Raw genomic sequence first — 22,215 nt, forward strand, 5'->3', positions numbered from 1 at the left:
CTTCTCCCCGGCTCCCCGGGCTGTTCCCGTCCGCTTCTCCTCGGTTCCCCGGATCGGTCCCGGCCACGCCGCTCCTGTTCTCCGGTGCGCTCACAGCAGCGCCGACCCGAGGCGGCACACGTTGTCCACGTAGTGCGCGTACCACGGCTTCCCGATCCACTCGGCCAGGGTGAGTTCCCGGGACCGCTCGCGGTAGCGCTGGTCGTTTGCGGCGATCATCTCCGCCAGCCCGGGGTCCTCGGCCAGCAGCATCACCTCGTAGTTGAGGCCGAAGGACCGGAAGTCCATGTTCGACGACCCGATGGTGACGGTCCGGCGGTCGATCATGACGTATTTGGAGTGCAGGACGGTGGGCGCCTGGTACAGGTGGATGCGCACGCCCGATTTGAGTAGGGGCCCGTAGTAGGAGCGCTGGGCGTGGCCGACCAGGAACTGGTCGGACTCCTCCGACACGAACAACTCGACGTCGACGCCCTTGAGCGCGGCGTTCGTCAGTGCCGACAGCAGGGCCTCGTCGGGGATGAAGTACGGGCTGACGACCGACACGGAGCGGGTCGCGCAGTGGATGAGGTCGACGAACATCCGCAGGCTGGGCTCGGAACGGTACGCCGGCCCCGAGGGGACGATCTGCATCGGCGAGGCGTGGGCCTCGCCCGTGCGCTCGGCGGCCTCGTCGCCGCCCAGGTCGGCGGGATCCAGGTCGGCGGAGCCCAGCACCTCGCCGCACGCGTAGAACCAGTCGGTGGCGAACACCGTCTCCACTTGGCGGGCGATACCGCCGTGGACGCTGACGGTCGTGTCGTGGAACTCTATGCCGGCCTCGGCGTAGGCGGGGGTGTCGTAGTCGGCGGCGACCAGGTTGTGCGAGCCGACGAAGGCGGTGCGGGAGTCGACGACGAGCAGTTTGCGGTGGTTGCGCAGGTCGGGCCGCCGCACGGGGCCCCTGAAGGGGTTGAAGGGCAGCATGACGTGCCATTGGACGCCGGATCCATCCAGGCGGTCGCGGAACCCCCGCCACCCGGGGATGGAGCGCAGCCCGTGGTGGTCCACCAGCAGGCGCACGACGACGCCCCGGGCCGCGGCGCGTTGGAGCGCCTCGTAGAGGACCGCGGTGTCGTCGTCCCAGCTGGTCTGGTAGTACAGGACGTGGACGTGGTGGGTGGCGCGGTCCACGGCGTCGGCCATGGCGGCGAAGGCATCGGCGGGCGCGTTGTAGAGCCCGCCCACGCGCCCGGTGGTCTCGCCGAACCGGGTGGTCTCGCGGTTCATCCGCATAATGGCGGCGGTCGCCTCGTGGGCGTGCGGCGCCCACCCGGGCGCGGCGGCCAGCAGTTCCTTGACGATTCCGGACGCCTTGGGGTCGTCGTCGAGAGCCCTGCCCATTGCCCACCACGACCCGAAGACGAGGTAGAGGGGGACCCCCAGGAAGGGCACCGGGAAGATGATCAGCAGCCAGGCGGTCGAGGTGGAGGCGCGCCTGTGTTTGGGGACCACCCCGAGCGCGACCAGGCGGATGACGGTATCGACTCCGATGATCGTGGCGATCAACCACGTCGGCAACTCGGGCGGCGGCAACGGGACCATGCGCCCAGACTACCGGCGGCCCCCTCAGGTGCGTACGACCAAGTCGGCGAGGCGCGCCCCGTCCCGTGCCCCGTCCTGCGCCGCCCACCTGTGCCAGTGGGGCGCGTACACGTCGCCGTCGCGGGCGAGCGCCCTGGTTCGGCGCTGGTCGGCGCCTCCGCCCGCTTCCACCCACACCGCCAGGTCGGCGCTGGCGCGCGAGGCGGGCGTCAGCGCACCACAGCCCTCGATGACGGTGGGGATCCCCGCGGGCAGGGGCACCGGGGCGAGGGGGCGCCCCGCTTCCCAGTCCCACGGCGTGTAGTGGGTGTCCCGCCCGGCGGCGAGGTCGCGGGCGATGCGGGCGGTTTCGCGGGAGCCCTCCTCGAGGCCGTCCCACCCGGGGTAGTAGGAGTCGAGGCCGAGGACCCTCCACGGGCCGCCCGGGGGCGCCACGGCGGCCGCGAGCGTGCTCTTGCCGGCACCGGAAAGGCCGTCGATCAGCACGAGGGGGGCGCCGGGGCGCCGCGTGTGGCGGGTGCGCGCCAGGGCTTCGAGCGCCCTGGCGACGGCGGGGACTGTGGCCCGGGGCGCCGTCACCGGCCCACCAACGACAGGTTGGAGGTGAGGACCGCGACGGTGATTGCGGCGGCGGGGATCAGGACGGCGACCGCCATGAGCGCGGCGTCCGCTGCGCCCATCTGGGACGGACGCGCCCACGTGCGCGGGCCAGGGGCGCCGAATCCGCGGGCCTCCATGGTGAGGGAGAGTTTCGCGCTGCGCCGCAGGGCGAAGACCAGCAGGGAGAAACTCCCCCTGAGGAAGGAGCGGACGCGGGAGCCGTCGCCGATGCCCCGGATGCGCCTTGCCCGTTCGAGTGCCTTCCAGTCGGCCGCCATGAGGCCGGTCATGCGCGCGCCCGCCAGCGCGGCCAGGATGGGCCGGGCGGGCAGGTGGAGGATCTGTGCCAGCCCGTCGCCCATGTCGGTGGGGTCGATGTTCGACAGCAGCACGATGGCGGGCAGGGCGACCGCGCACACGCGGAGCGCGATGCCGATGGCCAGCCAGATGGACCTGTCGGTGATGGCCGCGGGCCCCATGCTCCAGTAGGTGGCGCCCCCGGGGGAGGCGTAGAGCAGCATCGACAGGGCCGACAGGGGCGCGGCGACCGCCAGGGGCGAGCAGCGCAGCGCGAGGTTGCGCGCCCTCATCCGCGCGGCGGGCAGGACGAGGAGTTCGAGGCCGAGCGCCACTGAGGCGCTGACTGGGTCGACGCTGATGAGCAGGGGCGTCGTCATGACGATGAGCGCGAGGATCCGGGTGACGGGGTTGAAGCGGTCGAGTCCACGGCGCGCCCTCCCGCCCTCGCGGCCCGGGGTCCTCCGCGCCCGCGCCCGGGGGTGGTCGGCGCGGACCGCGCCCCCCGCTGCGGTGGCGGCCGCCTGGGCGCCGCTGCTGCCGGCTCCCCCGGCTTCGTCCGCGTCCCCGGCTTCGTCCGCGCCTGTTCCCGCAGGGCCGTGCTCCCCCTCGCCGGCGCCGCCGCTCCTGGCGGGGCCCGCGTCCCGGGCGCTGCCCTCCGGGTTCTGGGCGGGCGGGCGGCCGACCTCGGACAGGTCGATGACTGCGTCGCCCATGGCCGCGACGAAGGCCGGATCGTGGGTGATGGACACCAGGGTCGTTCCCCGCTCGCGCGCCCCGCGCAGCAGGCGCACGAGGCCCAGCCACGTCCTGCGGTCCTGTCCGAACGTGGGCTCGTCCAGGATCAGCAGGTCCGGGGCGCTGATGAGGGCGGTGGCCACTGAGAGGCGGCGCTTCTCGCCACCGGACAGGGTCATGGGGTTCGCACCGGCCAGGGACGACAGGCCGAGGGCGTCGAGGTGCTCGTCCACCAGGGCGTCCAGTTCGGGGCCCGAGGCGCCGGCGGCCCGGGGTCCCACCTCCAATTCCCCGCGCACGGTCCGGGCGACGAACTGGTACTCGGGCTCCTGGAAGACCATGGAGATGCGGCCCAGCATGTCGCGGCTCGACCACTCGTGCGGGTCGTCGCCCTTGCGGTCCGGGGCCCCGTGGGACGAGGTGGCGCTGATGGTCCCGCTCAGGGCGGGCAGCAGCCCCGCCAGGGTGAGGGCGAGGGTGGACTTGCCGACGCCGTTGGGGCCGACGACGCACGTGGAGGCTCCGCGCGCGATGTCCAGGTCGATGTCTTCGCGGACAGGCGCTCCCGGGTCGTAGCCGATGGCGAGGCCGCGCGCACTGAGGACGGGGGCGCTGGAGTCCGCGGCGGGCAGCGGGGGCAGTGCGCCCGCTTCTGCGGCCACGTCGTCCCCGGGCAGCCAGATCCCCCTGTCGCGCAGAACGCGGGCCTGGCAGGCCAGTACCTCGTTGATGGGGCCGTCGGCGGCGATCGCGCCGTCCAGGACCACCACGACGCGGTCGACCAGGTCCGCCCAGATGTCGACGCGGTGCTCGATGACCACCAGGGTGGCCTCCGACTCGTCGAGGACCCTCTCGACCGCGCCGCGCACTCCGGCGACGCCCACCGGGTCCAGGTTGGCGGTGGGTTCGTCGAGCAGGAGGAGGCAGGGTCCCATGGCGAGGACCGAGGCGAGGGCGAGCCGCTGCTTCTGGCCGCCCGACAGGGCGGTGGTGGGGTGGTCGGCGGCGGCGTCGAGGCCGACGGCGCCGGTGGCGGCGCTGACGCGCGGCCATATCTCCTCGCGGGGGACCCCCAGGTTCTCCATCCCGAAGGCCACGTCGTCCCCGACGCGGGCCAGGACCACCTGGGCCTCGGGGTCCTGCATCACGAGCCCGATACGGCCCCGCAGGTCCGCGGGGGCGGCCCCGTCGACGACGAGGCTCCCCTTCGCCTCGCCCTCGTCCTCGCCGCCCAGGAGCCCGGCCAGCCCGGCCATGAGCGTGGACTTGCCGGACCCGGACGGCCCGAGGACGAGGACGCGCTCACCGGGCTCGATCCGCAGGTCGACGCCGTCGAGGGCCCAGGCGAGGCGGCCGGCGTGGCGCCAGCCCCAGCCGCGCGCCTCGACGCCGGCCCCGCCCCCGGCCTGCGGGGCGCGGGCGAGCGCGTCCCCGTTCGCTCGGGGGTCAGACACGCTGGCGGGCCTGCCTGCCGGCGGCGAAACGGTCGAGGGCGCCGGTGGCGGCCAGTGCCCGGGTGAGCGCCCACGCGAGGACGCCTCCCAAAAGGGCCCCGGAGACGACGCCCGTGCCCAGGTAGACCAGGTTGACGGAGAGGGCTTTCTCGTAGTTGCCCGTCACGAACTCGTAGGCCCAGGCGCCGCAGAAGGCCCCGGCCCCCGCCAGGGCGGCGGTGACGATGGTGTAGCGCCGGTAGACGAAGAGCAGGAAGAAGAGCTCCGCGCCCAGGCCCTGGACGAGGCCGGAGTACAGGGTGGTGATGCCCCACTGGGATCCGAGGGCGGCGGACACCGAAGCGGCGAGGAACTCGACGAAGAGGGCGGCTCCGGGCTTGCGGATGATGAAACCGCCCAGGGGCCCGCCCAGCATCCAGATCCCGGTGGCCAGGCCACCGAAGCCGGGGGTCAGTTTGTCAAGGGTACCGATTCCGACCTCGCCGACCTGGTTCCACACCAGGAAGATGAGGCCGCACGCGACGGCGAGTACGGCGGCGGTGACGAAATCGATGACCCGCCATCCCAGTTTCGGGGCGGCGGGGGTGCGTGGTGCGGCCATGCTCAGGTGTCTCCTCTCGTCAAGCACAGCGGCCACGAGGGAAGAAGCCTTCCTACGCCGGTATGGTCCGGTTCAGGTTCAACGGTCGGGGTCCATCCCCTTCTCAGCTCGTCGTGAGCTCCCGTGGCACAGTGGTGAGCATAGTCACCAACCATTCTCTTCGCGAGTCCGGGCGCGAGGACCGGCTCCGGCCTGCGCCGGCACACCTCGGCGCCCCGGCCGGCGGACGCGGCCCGCTCGTCGAGGGCCTTGGCCCGCGAAACAGTCGCACGGCGGCTGGCGGCTCACCATGGAACAGGTCGAGGAGCACGACTGATTGAAAGAGGCCCGGGGGTGCTCGTCAACGATCACAGAGGGCCCTAGCGACCCTCTGGGCGAACTCCTGCATCGCGGCGCTCTTCTCCGCGCTCCGCAGGCGCTCAGCAACTGAGTACAGATGCCCTTTCCCACTCCAGTAGCAGTCCATTTTCCGAGAGACACGTTCGACAAGTCCAGGGGCGGAGTCCCAGACCAGCATGAAGAACTCCCCCGGGGTGTAGACCTCGTACGGGCATTCATCCCCTCCGGGGAAGTCCTTCACGTTCATCGTCAGGACGAAGTCGGCGCCCCCGGCGACGGCGGCTGCGTGAACATGCTGATCCCCTTCATCAAGGGCGCCGCCCTCCACAACGAAGTCACGCACTCGCCCATCGGGAAAGACCTCTTCTATCAATTCGCGAATACGACTGGTTTTCCCGCCTTCCCACCGCGGGTTGGCTTTGCGCAGGTGGTAGGTGCACTCGGCGAGGATGTCGTCGGTCCACAGGACGGTGTACAAATCGCCTTCCGCCTCGGTGGCGAGCATGCACACCCAGTCCCTCAGGGTCCGTGAGTACCACACATTCGCATCGACCAGAACCGTGTGATAAGGATGAGCGGACATGGAACAAGACTAGCTGAAGTCCTCCATCTCATCCTCCAGTTCCATCATCCTTCTCACGGAGTCGATCTGGGCGCGCCTGCGCTGCTTCTTGAAGCGCAGCACGTCGTCGGACTTGAACCTCGTGTGCCTGCCGACCTTGTGGGACGCGAGCCGTCCCTCGCCGACCCATTTCATCAGCGTGGGGCGCGACACCCCTAGGAGTTTCGCCGCTGCGGTCGTGGTGAGCTCCTTCGGCATGGAGCCCAGCGTCAGGGTCCTCCCATTGCCCGCGCAGCGCAGGGCCGCGAGCACGAGCTGCGTCAGCTCGTCGGAAAGATCGGTCTCCCGGTCGCCGACGACCAGTTTCAGGCGGACACGGGCGATGCCCCGCCCACCATCAACCTCATTGACGACTTTCTCGGCAGCGGCCTGCTCCTTCTGGGAGACGATGAGCGTCTCCGCCCCCCTGGCCATCACTGCGGCAGCCATGGTGCACTCCTCAATCACGGTCGCCGGCTCCCCGGTCGACCACCCGCCCCAAGGGGCTTACACGCACAAATGTAGACAGTTGCAGTTATAACTGCAACTGTCTACATATGATCCACGCCACCAGAGGCTCAGGACTCCAGGTACTCCTTGGCGGCGGTGAGGACCTGGTCCCACATGCCGACCTCGTCCTCCCAGGCCTGGCGGGCCACGTCCTCGTCGTCACTGACCGACGAGAGGCCGGACTCCTCAACGTGGATGGCGACGCCGCCGCGCTCCTCGGACAACGAGATCTCGACGCGCGCCGCCCGGTCGTCGGGCAGTTCATCGTCGGCCAGGGGGTACCAGCGGTAGGCGACGACATCCATCGGGTCCTCGTCGGCCTTCTCGATCAACCACTGCCCCGCCTCGGGGTCGTTGACGCGGTAGACGCCGTCATCACCCCGGGTGACGTCGTGGTCGCCGAGGGGGCCGTCGTTGACCCACCACCCGGGTTCGGACACGAGCGCCCACACCCTCTCGACCGTCGCGTCCACCAAGACATCGGTCTCGACCCGGTCGAAGTCGTTCTCACCCTCAACGGGCTCATCATCGAAGATGCTCATGCGACAACGGTAGCGCCCCGGACTGCCCCGCGCGCCGCGGCGCGTCCGGGGGGCGCGGATCAGGCCAGGCGGGTGACGCGGTAGCGCCAGCTGGGGCCGGCCTCGAGCGTCTCCACACGGTAGTGGGACGAGGAGTCCCGCAGGTGGGCGAAGAGCGGTTCGGGCTGGTGGGGCGCGCGGATCCGGATGTTCTCGCCGACGGGCAAGCTGTCCACCGCCGCGAAGAGCACGGCGTGCCGCACCACGCGGGGGATGGAGTGGATGTCCAACTCGTCGTCGTTGCCCTGGTGGGCCACTCCCGCGCCCCCGCGGTGCTCGTGCCCGTGGCGGTGGCCGCCGCCGTGCCCACCGCACCCGCAGCTCGACGAGGCCGGAGCCGCCTCGGGCGCCTCGTGCCCACCACAGCCGCAACCGGCGCCGGGCTGCGTGCTGGCATCGACCAGTTTGAAGGTCTGGGCGCCCGCGGGGGCCGCCTCGGAATTGGTTGCCACGGTGTCTCCTCATGCCTCGCGATCATGGGCGCTGCGCCCACGGGCGACCAGTGTAGGGTCCCCCAATGGGGCCGTCGCGCGGAAAGGGCCAGGGCCACCCGGACCGGCAGCCGCGACACCCGCATGCGCACAGCGGCCGTCCCGCCCGACCACCGGTTCCCCCTCAGGCCCACTCCTCATCCCTTCTTGGTGCCGCACACAAGGGAGGGAATTAAACAACACCGCACCGCACACAAGGGCAGGATCAAGCCCTTGTGTGCGGCGGGTGTTTCGTAAATCAGGGTCCTTGTGTGCGTACCCCTGGGGGAACCGGTCCGGGGCCCTGCCCTTGCGGGAACACAACGTTCCCCAGACGCGAGCATGAACGCGCGCTGTCGACACGGACGCGCGTTGTCGACAATGTGAGGGGGTTATAACGCGCGCTGGTGCCGATAACGCGCGTCGGCGTCGGCCGGTGCCGACACCGCGCCAGTGGCCATCATCCGCGCCGGTGCCCATCGTCGGCGCCAAGGGCGACGGCCGCCACGACACCCGCGGGCGCACAGCGGCCGTCCCGCCCGACCACCGGTTGCCCTCAGTCCTGGCGCAGGGCGAACTCCGCCTCGACCTCTACCGACACGCCCAGGGGAAGGGCCGCGACGCCGACTGCGCTGCGAGCGTGGGCGGAGCCGAAGACCTCGCTGAACAGCTCGGAAGCGCCGTTGACGACCCCGGCCTGCCCGTAGAAGTCAGGGCGCGAGGACACGAACCCCACCACCTTGACGACCCCTGCCAGCCCATCCACTCCCCCGGCGGCAGCAGCGGCGGCCGCGAGCGCGTTGAGGGCGCACACGCGCGCCGCCTCCTTGGCGTCCTCGGGGTCGACCCCGTCATCGCCCACTGCGCCGACGCACACCGGTTCCCCTCCGACGACGGGGATCTGCCCGGAGGTCCGCACGACTCCGCGGTCGATGGTGGCGGGCGTGTACGCGGCGACGGGGGTGGCGACGGGCGGCAGCTCAATGCCCAGTTCAGCCAGCTTCACTGAGGGTTTCGTCATGGTTGCTCCTTTCGCGGCGGCGCCTGCGCGGTTGCGGCGGCTGGCGCCGCGTTCAGGGTAGCGCGGGGCCGCGAACGCCGCAGCTGCCCACTGCGCCCCTCGGGCACAATAGTGTGGCGGAAGGGAGCCCTATGGACATCGTCATTCAAATCGGACTGATCTGCGCGCTGCTGTACGTGCTCGGAGTTCTCCTGCACGGCAGGCGCTCGCATCGGCGCCTCGTGTTCTTGCGGACTCTGGCCTTCCTGGCCTTGACGGCCCTGGGCAACGCGCTGCTGCTGATACTCCTGGCCGTAGGCGGGGGCGCGCTGCTGAGCGCAGTAGCGCTGATCAAGGATCCGAACGCTTTCGACAGCGCCAGGAACGCCGCGGGGATCCTCCAGTCGCGTTTCGGGGACTTCCGCAGCGTGTGGCTGCTGCTGACGCTGCTACTCCTCGTCCTGCTCACGGCCGTCATCCAATTGGTGGTGAGGCGCGCACTCACCCTGCGCTTCCACTTGGCCGCCGACGAGGAGGTCTACCAGATCGCCGAGTACTTCATCCAGTGGTTCACGATCTTCCTGGTGGTGTACCAGTTGTACTTCGCCGGGATCAAGGAGATGTTCGAAGCGTACCTGAGCAGGTCCTTGACGAACATGGCCTTCGATATCGCGTTGACGCCGGAGAACCTCAATATCGTCATGCAGCCCATCGCCTTCTCGACGTGGGTCGTCATCGCCGTCGAGCACATGCGCAAGCACGCGGCGCGCTCCGAACCCCCTGGCGCGCCCGAAGACCCGGGGTCCGGGGCGGTGGGCGGCGACTAGGCACTACGAGGCGCACTCCGCCGCGCTCAGTGCCGTCCCGAGCCCCCGCCTGCTTGGTGTTATCCTGTGCCCCCAGCACCGCCACCCGCTCGACGCCGTCCCGAGCCCGGCGATCCAAGCCCGGCGATCCCATTGGGGTAGGAAACCACGCATTGGGGTAGGCAACTTGCCTACCCCAATGCGCCACAGCCGACCCCAACACACCTCTCAGTCAGCCTCAGCGCGCCGCAGCCAGCCCTGATGCCGACCCGCACCCGCCCAGGAGCATGCGGCCCCGCCCTCGACGACGGCGCCCGAGCGCGTTTCGCAACAACCCGCCAAGTGAACAGCACCATAGTTCCGGACAGTAGAAACCCCCATCCTTCTTTAACATACGAATTAACATGTATATATGAGACGAACAGCTGAGGACGCGGCCAAGACCCGCGTCGCGCTGCTGGAAGCGGCGCTGATGTCCTTCGAGGAGAAGGGGTGGAGGGGGGCGACGTTCGAGCACATCGCCGAACGAGCGGGCGTGACGCGGGGCGCGTTGCACCATCACTTCCGCGACAAGCGGACCCTGTTGGTGGAAGCACTCGAATGGGGCTGGTCCGACTACGGCCAGCGCCTATTCGATACGGTCAGCCCCGCCACTGGCGATACCGGCAGTGCCGACGACGAGACTGTCGCACTCGATGAGCGGGCGCATCGCGCAGTCGAAGAACTGCTCGCGCGCTTCGTGCGACTCATCACCGGCGACCGGGCGTTCAGGGCCCTGGCCTCGACGACGGTACTGGTCGCGCCCCAAGCATTCGAACACTACGACAAGGGCGACGCGCTCAACGACTGGCGTGAGCGCATCGAGGGGATCGTCGCCTCCCGCAGGGGCGCGACCAACGTCGCACCACGGGACATCGCGGGCCTCGTCCTCGTACTGCTCCAGGGGTTCACCGTAGCTGCGGTGACCCGACCCGATGACATTCCGCAACCCGACCGGCTCGACGCCACGATGGCGGCACTGGTGAAGGGGTTGCTTGAAACATGAAAGAACCACATGACCACCAATACGACCACCAACGATCCGCGCCCCGACGGCGCGGCCCCCGACGACGGCGCGCTTCTCCGCACAACTCCCGCCCGGGCGACTGCCGTCTCCGGGGCGATCCTCTTCACTGACATGCTGCTCCAGGGCCTGGCGATCCCAGTTCTGCCACTGCTGCCCGCCGTGGTGGAGCGGGGAGCCGCCGCGACTGGCATCCTCTTCGCCTCCTACGCCGTGGCGATGGTGATCGCCACGCTCTTCGCCGGTCGCATGGTCGACCGGCGTGGGAGCAAGGGGCTGCTCGTGGCCGGCGTCATCGTCCTAGCGATCGCCACTCTCCTGTTCGCAACCGGCGGCCCCTACTGGCTACTGCTGACAGCGCGTTTCGCGCAGGGCTTGGCCGGCGGCGTCGCATGGGTCGCGGCCCTTTCCCTGATCGCCGCATCGACTGGCTTCGACGAACGGGGCCAGATGATGGGCATCGCGATGTCGACCGTGACCCTCGGCGTGCTCGTCGGCCCACCCCTGGCCGGCTTCCTGGTCGACGCCCTCGGACCGGCTTCCCCGTTCCTGGTCGCCACTGCCGTCGCACTCGCCGACCTCGTTGCACTGTTGGTTCTGATCCCAGGCTCGCCCCGACGCGCCGACGACACGGCCGGCCCCCTCGCGGTGCTGCGCGTGCCCGGTTCTGCATCCATCGTGACCACCATCGCCATCGGCGCGGCGGTCCTCGCAGCAGTGGAGCCGGTTCTGCCGGCCCACCTCGGGACGCGGGCATCCACCACAGCCATCGGCGTCCTTTTCGGCGTCGCTGCGCTGGCGGGCATCATCGCCAACCCGATCGTGGGGCGGTTCGTGGCATCGACGAGCCCCCGTCTGCTCATTGGAATCGGCGTCGTCGCGGCCGGTGCTGCGCTGGTGGTGCTCGGCCGCTCGACCGGAGTCTGGGAAGCCGGGGTCGGCATGAGCCTGCTCGGCCTGTCCTCAGCCCTGCTGCTCGCCCCGGCCACCACCTTGATCAGCGAACAGGGGTTCAGGTCGGACCCGCCCACGTTGGGCGGCTCCTTCGCCCTGTACAACCTCGCCTACGCCACGGGACTGGCGATCGGCCCACTGTTGACGGGCTTCGGCGTGCAGCAGACCGGGTTCGCCACGGCGATGGTGATTGCCGCCGTCGTGCTCGCCGCTCTCGGCGGCGGTGCCCTGACGCGCCTGCCCACCGGATGGGCCGCCGAGCGCGCCTCCACCACCGCTCGCGCAGACGGAACCCGTGCGTGACACTACGCACTCAAGTGCGCCCCCGCCCGTCGATCAGGGCGGGGGCGCACTCGGATCCGGGGGCGGTGGGCGGCGACTAGGCACTACGAGGCACGGGCCGCCGCCCGCCCAGTGCCGCTCCCCGCTCAGTCCGCATCCGTTGAGGCGCCTGGCGGGACCGGGCCACCGCCCCATTCCCCGCTCCCCTCTTCCGCTCCGTCCTGCGGGCAGTCCGACGGCCCCTGGGGAGGGCCGTCCGAGCGCCCCGCACTGCCGTCGAGGCGCTGGACGTGGAGTGTGAGGCGTGCGACCGCGCGGCGCAACTGGGCGACCTCCCTGGCGAGGGCGGCGGTGTCCGGACCAACGCCATCCCCCACGACGCCCGCTCCGCCAACACCGGCCCGCGCCCTGTCATCGGCCCCGCGGCCCCACGGCGTTCCGCCCACACTGGCCCGCGCGGCGCCGAGGACGTTCCCGGGCGTGTGATCCGGCCCGCGCGCTGCCTGTTCCGCGTCGTCGCGGACCCGCTCGACGATCCACGAGGAGAACAGGCCCGTGACCACGCCGAGCAGCGCTATGCCGAAGAACATGAAACCTGTGGCGACGATCCTCCCGGTGGGGGTGACCGGGGAGATGTCCCCGTAGCCGACGGTGGTGACCGTGACCAGCGACCACCACAGGGCTCGGCCGACGTCGGTGATGAGGGCGCCCTGCGCGTGCCGTTCCGCTTGGAGGACCGCGAGCGCCCCCATCCACACGAGCAGGACGGACAGCCCACCCGTGTACAGGACGAGGCGCCCCCGGAAAGTGGTTTCCGCGCGGCGCTGGAAAACGCGGAACGCCGCGAGTATCCGCACGAGGCGCAGCGGCCGCAGCGCGGGCAGCACCACGGATGCGAAGTCCAGCATATTGTGGCGCAGCCAGTGCCATCTGCGGGGCGCGGTGGCCAGTCGGGCAGCGAAGTCCACGGCGAAGAGCGCCCAACAGCAGTCGAGGACCACCTCGTGGCCGCTCCCCTCCCCGGAGTCGGTGAGGACCTCGGCGGAGTAGACGGCCAAGAAGACGACGGCGATCGCGATCATCGGCCATTCAGTGAGGCGCTCCCACCTCTTGTGGAGCCCCTCACGCGAATCAGGATCTTTCGTGGGGCGCGTCATTCCCCTATTGTGCATCGCTTCACGATCAGATGGAATACCCAGAAAGTCCCAAAAGTCGCCCAGAAACAATCCAGGGATCTCCCAGAAATGAGTGGAGTAATTAATCGTAATCAAAATGTTACCTACGGAGGAGCGCCAATGAGCACCTTGCAGATGATCGGCATCGACCTCGCGGCCATGCTCGTCCTCGTTTTCGGACTCTACTTCCCCCGCCACCGCCGCTCCGACCTGGTCGCCGCCTTCCTCGGTGTGAACGTCGGCGTGCTCGCGGTGGCGACGGTCCTGGCCAATTCGACAGTGAGCGCGGGCCTGGGCTTGGGGCTCTTCGGCGTCCTCTCCATCATCCGCCTGCGCTCGGACCAGATCTCGCAAACGGAGATCGCCTACTACTTCGCCGCCCTGTCGATCGGACTGCTGTCGGGCATGACCACCCAGGCCACGCCCCTGCTGCTCGGGCTCATCGCCCTCATACTGGGCGCCCTGGCACTGGGCGACTCGACACTGGTCTTCGGCCGCTACACGACGCAAACCGTCCAACTGGACAGCGCGATCGCCGACCAGGACGCCCTCGCTGCCGCCCTCGAGGAGCGCCTGGGGGCCTCCGTGGTCGCGACCAGGGTCATCAAGCTCGACCTCGTCAACGACCTCACTCTGGTCGATGTGCGCACGAGGCAGTCGCGCGGGAAAAGCGCTGCGACGGCCCCCCGCCACGGCGCCGCGTCCCGCACCGCCGACGACGCCCAGTCGCCCGCCCACGCCACGGCCGCGTAGGCCGGCCCCGCGAAGAGGAGTGGCCCCACAAGAAGGAGGAGAAGCAATGCCCACCACCCGCACCCGCGTCGTGCCGCGCGCCCTCGCACCCATCGGCCTCGGGGACCTCAATAAACGCGCCGCCCTGCTCACCCGCGTCGACCGCAAGTACGTCTTGGGGCTCGAGGAGGCCCGCAGGATCCTGGCACTGGTCGACCCGGCCTCGCGCCTGCTGAGCATCGACGGGCTTGACGTGTCCGCCTACTCCACCACCTACTACGACACGCCCGGGCTGGACGCGTTCACCATGACCGCGCGCCCCCGCAGGCGCCGCTTCAAAGTGCGCACCCGCCGCTACGTGGACTCCGGCCAGGCGTTCCTCGAGGTCAAGACCCGTGGCCCGCGCGGCACCACTATTAAAGAACGTCAGCGGATCGCGCCCCACGAGGCGGGAAGGCCCCTGACCGCCGCCCGCCGGGGGTGGGTGGCCGCCCGCCTCGAACGGGTGGGCCGCCCCGAGGCGGCCCAGGAAGTGGAACCAGTGCTGCGGGGATCCTACTCGCGGTCCACGCTGTTGTTGCCCGGGGGCCGGGCGCGGGCCACCATCGACTCCGACCTCGCGTGGGCGGCGCTGGACCCCCAGGGGCGCCCGGCGCGCACGCTGGCGCGCCCCGACCTCGTCATCATCGAGACGAAGGGGACCGCCACCCCCTCGTACCTCGACCACCTCCTGTGGTGCAATGGACACAGACCCACCAGGATTTCGAAATACGCGACGGCCATGGCCGCGCTCCACGAAGAGCTGCCCACCAACCGGTGGAACCGCGTCCTCACCCGGCACTTCGGGCTCGCAGCCTGACTGAGAGGAAGACACGCCCATGAAAACCTTGAAACCAGTATTCACCCCAGCCCGGGCGCTCGGCGCCGTCGCCCTCGTCTCCGCACTCGCCCTCGGCGCATGCTCACCGGGTTCGAATGGCCAGGCGAGCGGCGCGGCCACCACGACGACCGCATCGGCTTCCGCAACGGGCGACGGCGACACGACCGCACCGCCGACGGCCGCCGAGGCGCTGGCCGCGAACGCGAAGGCCTCCCACGTGGAAGACTCCGACTGGTCCGCCTCAAACGCGGTCGACGTGGCGCTCAGCGGAGGCGGCGCGACCAGTTCCTCGGACGGAGTGTCCAGCGCCGACGGGACCGTCACCATTTCGAAGGCGGGGGTCTACCGCCTCACCGGCTCCCTCAGCGGGAAGGTCGTCGTGGCCGCCGGGGACGAGGACCGCGTCGTGCTGATCCTCGACAACGCGACCATCGCCTCGTCATCCGGAGCGGCGATCGAAGCGACCTCCGGCGACGACCTGGTGCTCTCCCTGGTGGGCAGCTCGACCGTGACCGACGGCGCCTACGAGGCGGACGCCAAGGCGAACGCCGCGGTCTACGCGGACATGGACCTCACCATCACGGGGTCGGGGTCGCTGTCCGTCACCTCTGGCGCCTCCGATGCGATCACCTCGAAGGACGACCTGTACGTCGCCTCGGGCACGGTCACGGCCACCGCCTCGGACGACGGCCTGCGGGGCAAGGACTCCCTCACCATCGCGGGCGGCGAGGTGACGGTGGCCTCGGGCGGGGACGCCCTCAAGTCGGACCAGGACTCCGATGAGACGAAGGGCTACATCGCCATCACCGGCGGAACGGTGAGGGCCGTCACCGATGGGGACGGCATCGCGGCGGAAACGGACGCCATCATCACGGGCGGCTCCGTCGACATCACAAGCGGCGGCGGGGCGGCGGCCGGAGAACCGGCCTCCGGCTCGGCCAAGGGCATCAAGGCGGGGACCTACGTCCTCACGGGCGGCTCCCCCACCGTGACCGTGGACTCCGGGGACGACGCCATCCACTCCGACGGCGCGCTGCGCCTGGGCGGGGGCACGATCTCCGCCTCGTCGGGAGACGACGGCGCGCACGCGGAGGTCGCGGCGGTCCTGGACGGCGCGGACCTCACGGTCACACGGTCCACCGAGGCCCTCGAGGGCGGCCTGATCACGGTGTCCGCGGGGAAGGTCGACCTCACCAGCACCGATGACGGCGTCAACGCCTCCGGTTCGACCACCGTCGAGGCGGGGCTGGCCGCGAAGGAGGAGTCGGACTCATCGACCGCGTCGTCGCAGCCGGCTTCGCCGGACGGCAGGGGCACCATGGAGGACACCGGCGAGCAGCTCACCATCACGGGCGGAGTCCTCACGGTGAACGCCGATGGCGACGGCTTGGACTCGAACGGCTCGCTCACCATCAGCGGCGGCACAGTCACCGTCTACGGCCCGAGCGCCGGGGCGAACAGCGCGCTGGACTCCAACGGCGCGATGACCATCACGGGCGGCACCGTCATGGCGGTGTCCACGAACGAGATGGTGGAGACCCCGACCTCCACGGACGGCCAGGGCTGGGTGAGCGCCGCGGTCACCGGCGCCGCGGGGGACGCCGTGACGGTCGCGGACTCGTCGGGCACGGTACTCGGCTCGTTCACGTCGCCCAAGGCGTTCGGGAACGTCATATTCTCCGCGCCGGGCATGACGAACGGCTCCACCTACACGGTGACCGCGGGCTCCAACACCGCCGAGGCGACCGCCGGTCAAGGCGGGGTCGGTCCGGGCCGGCCCGGTGGCCCAGGGGGTCCGGGCGGACAGCCCGGGGCACCGGGAGCACCGGGAGGGCCGGGGGCGCCGGGTGGCGAGCCGCCTGCGGGGAATCCGCTTGAGCCGCCCAGTGATGGCGCTGTCCTGCCGACGCAGCCGCCGTCACTCAGCTGACAGGCACAGAGCGGCCGTCGGCCGGTCCGGCGCCTGTCCGGATGAGAGCAGCCGACTGCCTGCCGGTCCGGGCACGGATCGACTGTCGGCCGACCCGGGCATCCGGTTCCGCGCGACCTGCCGGTCCGGACACCCGGTTCCGCGCGACCAGCCGCCTCGGCCTGGATGCGCCTCCGGCGAACGCTCCGGCCAACGGTCCGGACACAGCCCCGGCTCGCGCCCCCTCCCGGCCCCACCACGGGGCCCGGGAAGCGGGGCCTGGGCCGGGGCCGCCCGCACCCTCGGCATCGCTATCCCCAACGCCGGGAAGCGGGGCCTGGGCCGGGGCCGCCTCGTGCCCTGCGCGCGGAACGCCCTTGTTCCCCGAGCAGCCCTTCGCGAGGGACAACCTCTATGACATAGAAGCCCCCTCCTATGAGATAGAAACCGTCATCTATGAGATAGGAGCCTTCTCCTATGAGATAGAAATGTGTCATAGCGGATAGAATGCCCCTATGATCCAGACCCTCGAAGACCTCCAACTGGCGCTGGCGCAGATGGAACTCCACAGCGGTGACACCCTGTCCCTGGAGGCGAAGACGTTCTCCGAGTACTCGGCCAACGCCCTCGGCCCGACGCTCAGCGCCTTCGCGAACCTGCCCGGCGGAGGATCGATCCTACTAGGGGTCTCGGAGGATGACGGCGTGTCCGTCGTGGGCGTCGACGACGCGCACGCCCTCATCCAGAGCGCCGTCTCCCAGGCGCGCAACGGGTTCTCCACGGAGATCCGGGTCGAGGGCGGCGCGTTCGCCATCGACGGCAGAACGGTCGCGGTCCTCAACGTCAACGAGGTCCCCGCCAACGAGAAGCCCTGCCGTTGGAACAAGCGCAAGAAGTCCTACATCCGCCAGTACGACGGCGACTACGCGATGTCCCCGCAGGAGGAGCAGCAGCTCCTCCTGCGCCGCGGCCGCCCCAGGGAGGACTCCAAACCGGTCGACGGCTCCAGCAGGGCGGACCTCAACGCGGACCTGGTCGCCGCATTCACCGCCTCGGTCCGCCGCTCCACGTCGCGCATGGCCGATGTGGACGACGACGCGATCCTCTACCGCATGAACATCGTGACGGGCGACGGGCGGCTCACGACCGCCGGCTTGTACGCGCTGGGCGAGTACCCGCAGCGCCTGCTCCCGCATTTGACGCTGACTGCGGCCATCGAGGGGAGCGGCGGGGCTCGGGCGGTCAACCGACGGAACTTCGTCGGCCCGATCCCGGAGATCCTCGACGACACCCTCGACTGGGTCATGCGGAACGTGGATTCCGCGCAGGTGGTGACCTCCGGCGGCGTCGGGATCACGAACCCCTCTATGCCGGAGCTGGCCGTCCGCGAGGTGGTGACGAACGCCCTGGTCCACCGCGACCTTTCCGAGCCCGCCTCGGGCAAAGGGGTCGAGCTGCGCCTGGGGAACCGCGAGTTCCGGCTCACCAATCCGGGCGGCCTGTGGGGGGTCACCGTCGACCAGTTGGGCACGCAGAACAGCAAGTCCGCGGTCAACGAGTTCCTCTACACGATCTGCCAGAATGTGGAGTCCCGGCACGGCCGCGTCATTGAGGCCCTGGGCTCGGGCATCGCTGCCGCCCGCGACGCCCTGCGCGACGCGAACCTGGCCGAGCCCCGCTTCTTCGACAACGGCGTGTCCTTCACCGTCCTGTTCCCATCGTCGTCACTGCTGCCCGAATCGGATCTGGCATGGCTGGGCTCCCTGGGCGCCAGCGGGTTGTCCCACCGCCAGTCCCGCGCGCTGGTGGACATGCGCCACGGGACCGTGTTCACGAACTCCGCTTACCGGGCGCGCTTCGGTGTTGCGGCCGACGAGGCGCGGGCCGACTTGGCGGACCTGGTGCGCCGGGGCCTGGCGGAGCGGTCCGGCGAGCGGAGATGGGTGACGTACCGCCTGCCGTCCCGCCTATGAGCGGTTCCGAATAACGCGGCCCGCGCCCTCCTACGCCAACGCGCGCAGCCAGGTCCGCAAGTCCGCCGCCCACGCCCTGCCCCCGGCCCGGCCCTGCCGACTACTCGCACGCGCCCAGCCCGCCCCCGCCTCATCCCCCTGCTCCCAGCCCGACCTCGGCGGCTGCAGGCACGGGGTCACCCCCGGCCTCATCCCCCTAGCTGCCGGCCCGGCCCCAGCGGCTGCACGCACGGGGTCACCCCCGTTCGTACTGGAGGCACAGCGCTTTGAAGCGCTCGTCGAGCTCTGCGATCCTGGCCAGGGTATCGGCCAGTCGAGCACTGTCGTCCTTCATGCTGTTGACATGCGCCTGTCCGAACAGGGCGGCGATCCGTTCTTTCAGGTCCGCCCTTTCGGGGTCGTGTTCTTTGAGGAACCGGCCCATGTAGAGGCTCCTCGCCGCAGCGAGACGGAAACTGAAGAACTTGTGGATCTGCTTCTGCTGCCGGCTCATCCCATTCTTCCTGATCGAGTCCGCGTACATCCGCATGACGCCTGATTCGCCTTGCTCGTACCGCTTCCGCATGACCATGGATACCTCGTGGTAGATCTCCTCAGCATCCGGTTCCCTTGTCCGCGCGAAATCACCCCACATGGAGAAGGCGCCCCTCTTGTACGCGATCCCCTCTGCCGCCCACGCCCTGGCGAAGTCCTCCAACTCCATTTCCATGCAGGGGAATCCCGCCGGATCGTGCAGGCGGACGCGCCCCTCGTGGAGGCCTGAGACGCAGACGAAATGATCAACCCCTCCCAGGTCCTGGCAGTTCGGGTTGTATGTCAGGTAGCCCATATCCAAGGGCCCCGCCACCACAGGGCCATTGTCCAGCATCCGCTGAAGCCGCTCCCAGGCGTCATCGGCGCTGAGCCCCTCTGCCTCTTCGACATAGAAGTCCTCGTATTCGAACCCGAGGATGCGCAGGCAGTTGCTGATGGAGACATCGGGCAGACCGTTGTCGAAGAAGACCAACGGGTGCTTCGCGTCGCGCTCCACGACGCTCGCGCCGTTGCCCATCACCATCAGCGCCTCCAAATACTCGGGGCGGAAACGGAATCCGTATGAATCAAGTGCCATAGCCAAAGAATTGGTATAGCACAACGAGACGTCTCCGAAGTACATGTCCATGCCGCATCCTCTCTTCCTATGCGCACAGTAGATCAATCTGTCTTTTGGCGGCTCCCGGGCACAGTACTCCTAGAGGCATACTCGACCGGTCATCCACCACAAAGGGTGGGCTATTCGCACCGGACGGAGAAGTATTCCCCACCGACGCTCCATTCTGCGGAATCTTGACCTCCTTCGTCCTCGGGGAACCGCTCGCCATCACCATAGTGGCAATAAAATTTCCGGTCAACACTTCGGGCTCCCCGGGTTCTCTCCAACTATTTTTCCCGTATTTATTTTCGGCCGGGGGGCGTTCGATGACGCAGGATTCCCCGCTTCACTGGCCCCCTGACGGCTGGGGCCGCGGGCACTGGTGGCGCCATGGCGGTGAAACTGGTACCCGGAGCGGGTCACGTCCAGTGGAGCGGTGTAATCGTTTCGTGTCCTTCGGGTGGGTTATGCGGTGAGTGTGAGTGTGGTGTCCTCCTGGCCGGGCGGCCCTGGTGGCGTCATGTGTTGCGGAACGATCCCACCAGAAAGGCGCCCGACCTCCTAGCACCCTCCTGAGGGAGCTCCACCATAGAACGCGGGCGATCGGGACTGCGCGCGAGCAGTTTTGCAAGCAATGCCACATTTTCAAAGGGAAACCGCGCCCGCAGGGCGGGCGCTCGGGGCCGTTTTGCAAGCGAAGCGGAGTTTTCAAAGGGATACCGTCACTTTGCAAGTGTTATAACGCTTGCAAAGTGTTGCATCCCTGTGAAAGCGGAGGCATCGCTGTGAAAACGGAGCCCGTCGTGTCGGTACCGCCGTGGAAACAGCCCACAGCCGGGATACCCGGGCTCAGACGCCCACGGGCCAGGCGGTACCACAGCGAAAACAGGCCCCGTCGCGCGCACCGCGCCCGCCCGGGCGCCGCAAATCGCATTGGGGCAGGTTAGCTGCATTGGGGCACGTTAGCCCGCATTGGGGCAGGTTAATAACCTGCCCCAATGACCCGTTTCCTACCCCAATGATCCGGTTCCTACTCCGATAGGCCATTACCTGCCCCAATGCGGACGCGCATCCGCCCGCGCCTGCACCACCACGCCCACGCCCAGATCGGCCACATCAGTCGCCGGCCTTGCTCACACCCACCCCCGCGCGCCCCCGGACATCCGCCCGTCCCCGGACACCTGGCCACCCCCGGACACCCGCGAACCCCGGACACCCGCCCGTCCCCGGACACCTGGCCACCCCCGGACACCCGCGAACCCACTGATGATAACGATTGCATAACCGTTGCACCAAAGCGCTTCCAGCACGCAAAAGGCTGCCCGTATAGTGGACACACCGCGCTACTGCCCTGCGCCCCGCTGACCGCACCGTCAACGGCCGGAGCCCCACTTCGGGCGGGTAGGAGCCGTTGCCCTCAGGCGGAGTGCCCGAGGGCTCAACACAGTGGTTGAGAATCAACGGAGGAGTTGACATGAAATCCCGCATCGCCGCAAGTGCAATCGTTTTCACTTCGGCCATCGCACTGTCACTCGGAGCATGTTCGGGGGGCGGCACCACGCAGTCCGGGACAACGGGCACGGGCGGCGGAGGCAACTACACCATCGCCGTGGTCCCCAAGGACTCCACGAACCCCTGGTTCGTCCGCATGGAGACGGGCGTGCAGCGCTACGCCCAGGAGAGCGGCATGAACGTCTTCCAGAAGGGCCCCGCCGAGACCGACGCGACCATGCAGGCGCAGGTCATCCAGGACCTCATCGCCCAGGGCGTTGACGCCATCTGCGTCGTCCCCGTTGATCCCGGGGCCATCGAGCCCGTCCTCAAGCAGGCGATGGACGCCGGCATCACGGTGGTCACCCACGAGGGCGCCTCCCAGCAGAACACCATGTACGACATCGAGGCCTTCAACAACGCCGAGTACGGCGCCTTCATCATGGACAACCTGGCCGCGGCCATGGGCGAGGAGGGCACCTACACGACGATGGTCGGCCACGTGACAAACGCGTCCCACAACGAGTGGGCCGACGGCGCGGTGGCCCACCAGAAGGAGAAGTACCCGAACATGAAGCTGCTGGAGGCCGAGCCCCGAGTCGAGTCGCAGGACAACGCGGAGACCGCCTACCAGACCGCCAAGGAGGTCCTCAAGAAGTACCCGGAGGTCACGGGCATCCTGGGCACGTCCTCCTTCGACGCGCCCGGAACGGCCCGCGCCATCGACGAACTGGGCCTCAAGGGCAAGGTCTTCACCGCCGGAACTGGCCTGCCCAACGCCAACAAGCAGATCCTCCAGGACGGCTCGGTCGCCTCGCTGACCCTGTGGGACCCCGCTGACGCCGGCTACGCGATGGCCTCGCTGGCCACGAAGATCCTCAACGGCGAGAAGATCTCGGACGGCGTGAACCTGGGCGTCACCGGCTACGAGAACATGCACTTCTCGCCCGGGTCCAACAAGGTCCTCGAAGGCAACGGCTGGATCCAGATCAACAAGGACAACGTCGACTCCTTCGGTTTCTGACCCCACCACCACCCGGGGC

19 protein-coding genes and 1 riboswitch are annotated in these 22,215 nt (G+C 69.4%); of the genes, 8 read left to right on the plus strand and 11 right to left on the minus strand.

The window, feature by feature from the left end:
* Nucleotides 1–90: 90 nt before the first annotated feature.
* From G447_RS0101945 to G447_RS0101985, 9 genes are all read right to left on the minus strand, one after another.
* On the minus strand, nt 91–1,584 hold the full coding sequence (locus G447_RS0101945; protein WP_026429837.1) for a phospholipase D-like domain-containing protein: 1,494 nt from the start codon (nt 1,582–1,584) through the stop codon (nt 91–93).
* Between the two features lie 24 nt (nt 1,585–1,608).
* The gene (locus tag G447_RS10880) at nt 1,609–2,163 is read right to left on the minus strand and encodes a nucleoside/nucleotide kinase family protein (RefSeq protein ID WP_034475919.1); all 555 of its coding nucleotides are present in this window, start codon (nt 2,161–2,163) and stop codon (nt 1,609–1,611) included.
* Nucleotides 2,160–4,673, minus strand: coding sequence for an ATP-binding cassette domain-containing protein (locus G447_RS10885; RefSeq protein ID WP_034475920.1), 2,514 nt, complete (start codon nt 4,671–4,673; stop codon nt 2,160–2,162). Before G447_RS10885 ends, G447_RS10880 begins: the two co-directional genes overlap by 4 nt.
* Nucleotides 4,666–5,274, minus strand: a complete 609-nt coding sequence (locus tag G447_RS0101960; RefSeq protein ID WP_026429838.1) for an ECF transporter S component — start codon at nt 5,272–5,274, stop codon at nt 4,666–4,668. The genes G447_RS10885 and G447_RS0101960 overlap by 8 nt, the downstream gene beginning before the upstream one ends.
* 32 nt (nt 5,275–5,306) lie before the next feature.
* Nucleotides 5,307–5,409: riboswitch (TPP riboswitch) on the minus strand.
* A 205-nt stretch (nt 5,410–5,614) separates the two neighbouring features.
* Nucleotides 5,615–6,196, minus strand: a complete 582-nt coding sequence (locus G447_RS0101965) for a PIN domain-containing protein (protein ID WP_026429839.1) — start codon at nt 6,194–6,196, stop codon at nt 5,615–5,617.
* 9 nt (nt 6,197–6,205) lie between these two features.
* Nucleotides 6,206–6,664 carry a helix-turn-helix domain-containing protein gene (locus G447_RS10890; RefSeq protein WP_051226194.1) on the minus strand — a complete coding sequence of 153 codons (459 nt, stop codon included), beginning with the start codon at nt 6,662–6,664 and terminating at the stop codon, nt 6,206–6,208.
* A 128-nt stretch (nt 6,665–6,792) separates the two neighbouring features.
* Complete coding sequence (locus G447_RS0101975) at nt 6,793–7,266, minus strand: SRPBCC family protein (protein WP_026429840.1); 474 nt, start codon at nt 7,264–7,266, stop codon at nt 6,793–6,795.
* A gap of 59 nt (nt 7,267–7,325) precedes the next feature.
* Nucleotides 7,326–7,757, minus strand: coding sequence for a DUF2249 domain-containing protein (locus G447_RS0101980; RefSeq protein ID WP_026429841.1), 432 nt, complete (start codon nt 7,755–7,757; stop codon nt 7,326–7,328).
* Between the two features lie 574 nt (nt 7,758–8,331).
* A complete protein-coding gene (locus G447_RS0101985) occupies nt 8,332–8,796 on the minus strand; it encodes a RidA family protein (protein WP_026429842.1) in 465 nt (154 codons plus the stop codon).
* Between the two features lie 131 nt (nt 8,797–8,927).
* Here G447_RS0101985 and G447_RS0101990 point away from each other — a divergent pair, with 131 nt between their 5' ends.
* From G447_RS0101990 to G447_RS0102000, 3 genes are all read left to right on the plus strand, one after another.
* Nucleotides 8,928–9,602, plus strand: coding sequence for an SA1002 family membrane protein (locus G447_RS0101990; RefSeq protein ID WP_026429843.1), 675 nt, complete (start codon nt 8,928–8,930; stop codon nt 9,600–9,602).
* A 391-nt stretch (nt 9,603–9,993) separates the two neighbouring features.
* Nucleotides 9,994–10,626 (plus strand): TetR/AcrR family transcriptional regulator, encoded by a 633-nt coding sequence (locus G447_RS0101995; protein ID WP_026429844.1) that lies wholly within the window; start codon nt 9,994–9,996, stop codon nt 10,624–10,626.
* 9 nt (nt 10,627–10,635) lie between these two features.
* Nucleotides 10,636–11,901, plus strand: a complete 1,266-nt coding sequence (locus G447_RS0102000) for an MFS transporter (RefSeq protein ID WP_026429845.1) — start codon at nt 10,636–10,638, stop codon at nt 11,899–11,901.
* Nucleotides 11,902–12,026: 125 nt separating this feature from the next.
* Here the strand turns inward: G447_RS0102000 and G447_RS0102005 are convergent, their stop codons facing one another.
* Nucleotides 12,027–13,037 (minus strand): potassium channel family protein, encoded by a 1,011-nt coding sequence (locus G447_RS0102005; RefSeq protein ID WP_034475923.1) that lies wholly within the window; start codon nt 13,035–13,037, stop codon nt 12,027–12,029.
* Between the two features lie 138 nt (nt 13,038–13,175).
* Between G447_RS0102005 and G447_RS0102010 the strand changes: the two genes are divergently transcribed.
* The 4 genes from G447_RS0102010 (at nt 13,176) to G447_RS0102025 (ending at nt 18,549) form a co-directional block, all read left to right on the plus strand.
* A complete protein-coding gene (locus G447_RS0102010) occupies nt 13,176–13,808 on the plus strand; it encodes a DUF4956 domain-containing protein (protein ID WP_026429847.1) in 633 nt (210 codons plus the stop codon).
* A gap of 46 nt (nt 13,809–13,854) precedes the next feature.
* Nucleotides 13,855–14,646, plus strand: coding sequence for a polyphosphate polymerase domain-containing protein (locus tag G447_RS0102015; RefSeq protein WP_005868717.1), 792 nt, complete (start codon nt 13,855–13,857; stop codon nt 14,644–14,646).
* A 19-nt stretch (nt 14,647–14,665) separates the two neighbouring features.
* Nucleotides 14,666–16,597, plus strand: coding sequence for a carbohydrate-binding domain-containing protein (locus tag G447_RS0102020; protein ID WP_026429848.1), 1,932 nt, complete (start codon nt 14,666–14,668; stop codon nt 16,595–16,597).
* A 494-nt stretch (nt 16,598–17,091) separates the two neighbouring features.
* Entirely contained in the window at nt 17,092–18,549 is a 1,458-nt protein-coding gene (locus G447_RS0102025; RefSeq protein ID WP_026429849.1) for an ATP-binding protein, read from the plus strand.
* Between the two features lie 235 nt (nt 18,550–18,784).
* Here the strand turns inward: G447_RS0102025 and G447_RS0102035 are convergent, their stop codons facing one another.
* On the minus strand, nt 18,785–19,660 hold the full coding sequence (locus tag G447_RS0102035; RefSeq protein ID WP_243442281.1) for a BtrH N-terminal domain-containing protein: 876 nt from the start codon (nt 19,658–19,660) through the stop codon (nt 18,785–18,787).
* 1,495 nt (nt 19,661–21,155) lie between these two features.
* Here G447_RS0102035 and G447_RS0102040 point away from each other — a divergent pair.
* A complete protein-coding gene (locus tag G447_RS0102040; protein ID WP_026429851.1) occupies nt 21,156–22,196 on the plus strand; it encodes an autoinducer 2 ABC transporter substrate-binding protein in 1,041 nt (346 codons plus the stop codon).
* The last annotated feature ends 19 nt before the right edge of the window (nt 22,197–22,215 follow it).

The sequence above is a fragment of the Schaalia georgiae DSM 6843 genome (assembly GCF_000429245.1).
GTDB classification, from domain to species: domain Bacteria; phylum Actinomycetota; class Actinomycetes; order Actinomycetales; family Actinomycetaceae; genus Pauljensenia; species Pauljensenia georgiae.

What these genes read in the sequence shown, in the direction of transcription:
- G447_RS0101960 (WP_026429838.1), bottom strand. Translation starts at nt 5,274, where the DNA reads ATGGCCGCACCACGCACCCCCGCCGCCCCGAAACTGGGATGGCGGGTC.
- G447_RS0101965 (WP_026429839.1), bottom strand. Translation starts at nt 6,196, where the DNA reads ATGTCCGCTCATCCTTATCACACGGTTCTGGTCGATGCGAATGTGTGG.
- G447_RS0101975 (WP_026429840.1), bottom strand. Translation starts at nt 7,266, where the DNA reads ATGAGCATCTTCGATGATGAGCCCGTTGAGGGTGAGAACGACTTCGAC.
- G447_RS10890 (WP_051226194.1), bottom strand. Translation starts at nt 6,664, where the DNA reads ATGGCTGCCGCAGTGATGGCCAGGGGGGCGGAGACGCTCATCGTCTCC.
- G447_RS0101990 (WP_026429843.1), top strand. Translation starts at nt 8,928, where the DNA reads ATGGACATCGTCATTCAAATCGGACTGATCTGCGCGCTGCTGTACGTG.
- G447_RS0102010 (WP_026429847.1), top strand. Translation starts at nt 13,176, where the DNA reads ATGAGCACCTTGCAGATGATCGGCATCGACCTCGCGGCCATGCTCGTC.
- G447_RS0102035 (WP_243442281.1), bottom strand. Translation starts at nt 19,660, where the DNA reads ATGGCACTTGATTCATACGGATTCCGTTTCCGCCCCGAGTATTTGGAG.
- G447_RS0101945 (WP_026429837.1), bottom strand. Translation starts at nt 1,584, where the DNA reads ATGGTCCCGTTGCCGCCGCCCGAGTTGCCGACGTGGTTGATCGCCACG.
- G447_RS0101985 (WP_026429842.1), bottom strand. Translation starts at nt 8,796, where the DNA reads ATGACGAAACCCTCAGTGAAGCTGGCTGAACTGGGCATTGAGCTGCCG.
- G447_RS0102000 (WP_026429845.1), top strand. Translation starts at nt 10,636, where the DNA reads ATGACCACCAATACGACCACCAACGATCCGCGCCCCGACGGCGCGGCC.
- G447_RS0102020 (WP_026429848.1), top strand. Translation starts at nt 14,666, where the DNA reads ATGAAAACCTTGAAACCAGTATTCACCCCAGCCCGGGCGCTCGGCGCC.
- G447_RS0101995 (WP_026429844.1), top strand. Translation starts at nt 9,994, where the DNA reads ATGAGACGAACAGCTGAGGACGCGGCCAAGACCCGCGTCGCGCTGCTG.
- G447_RS0102005 (WP_034475923.1), bottom strand. Translation starts at nt 13,037, where the DNA reads ATGACGCGCCCCACGAAAGATCCTGATTCGCGTGAGGGGCTCCACAAG.
- G447_RS0102015 (WP_005868717.1), top strand. Translation starts at nt 13,855, where the DNA reads ATGCCCACCACCCGCACCCGCGTCGTGCCGCGCGCCCTCGCACCCATC.
- G447_RS0102025 (WP_026429849.1), top strand. Translation starts at nt 17,092, where the DNA reads ATGATCCAGACCCTCGAAGACCTCCAACTGGCGCTGGCGCAGATGGAA.
- G447_RS0102040 (WP_026429851.1), top strand. Translation starts at nt 21,156, where the DNA reads ATGAAATCCCGCATCGCCGCAAGTGCAATCGTTTTCACTTCGGCCATC.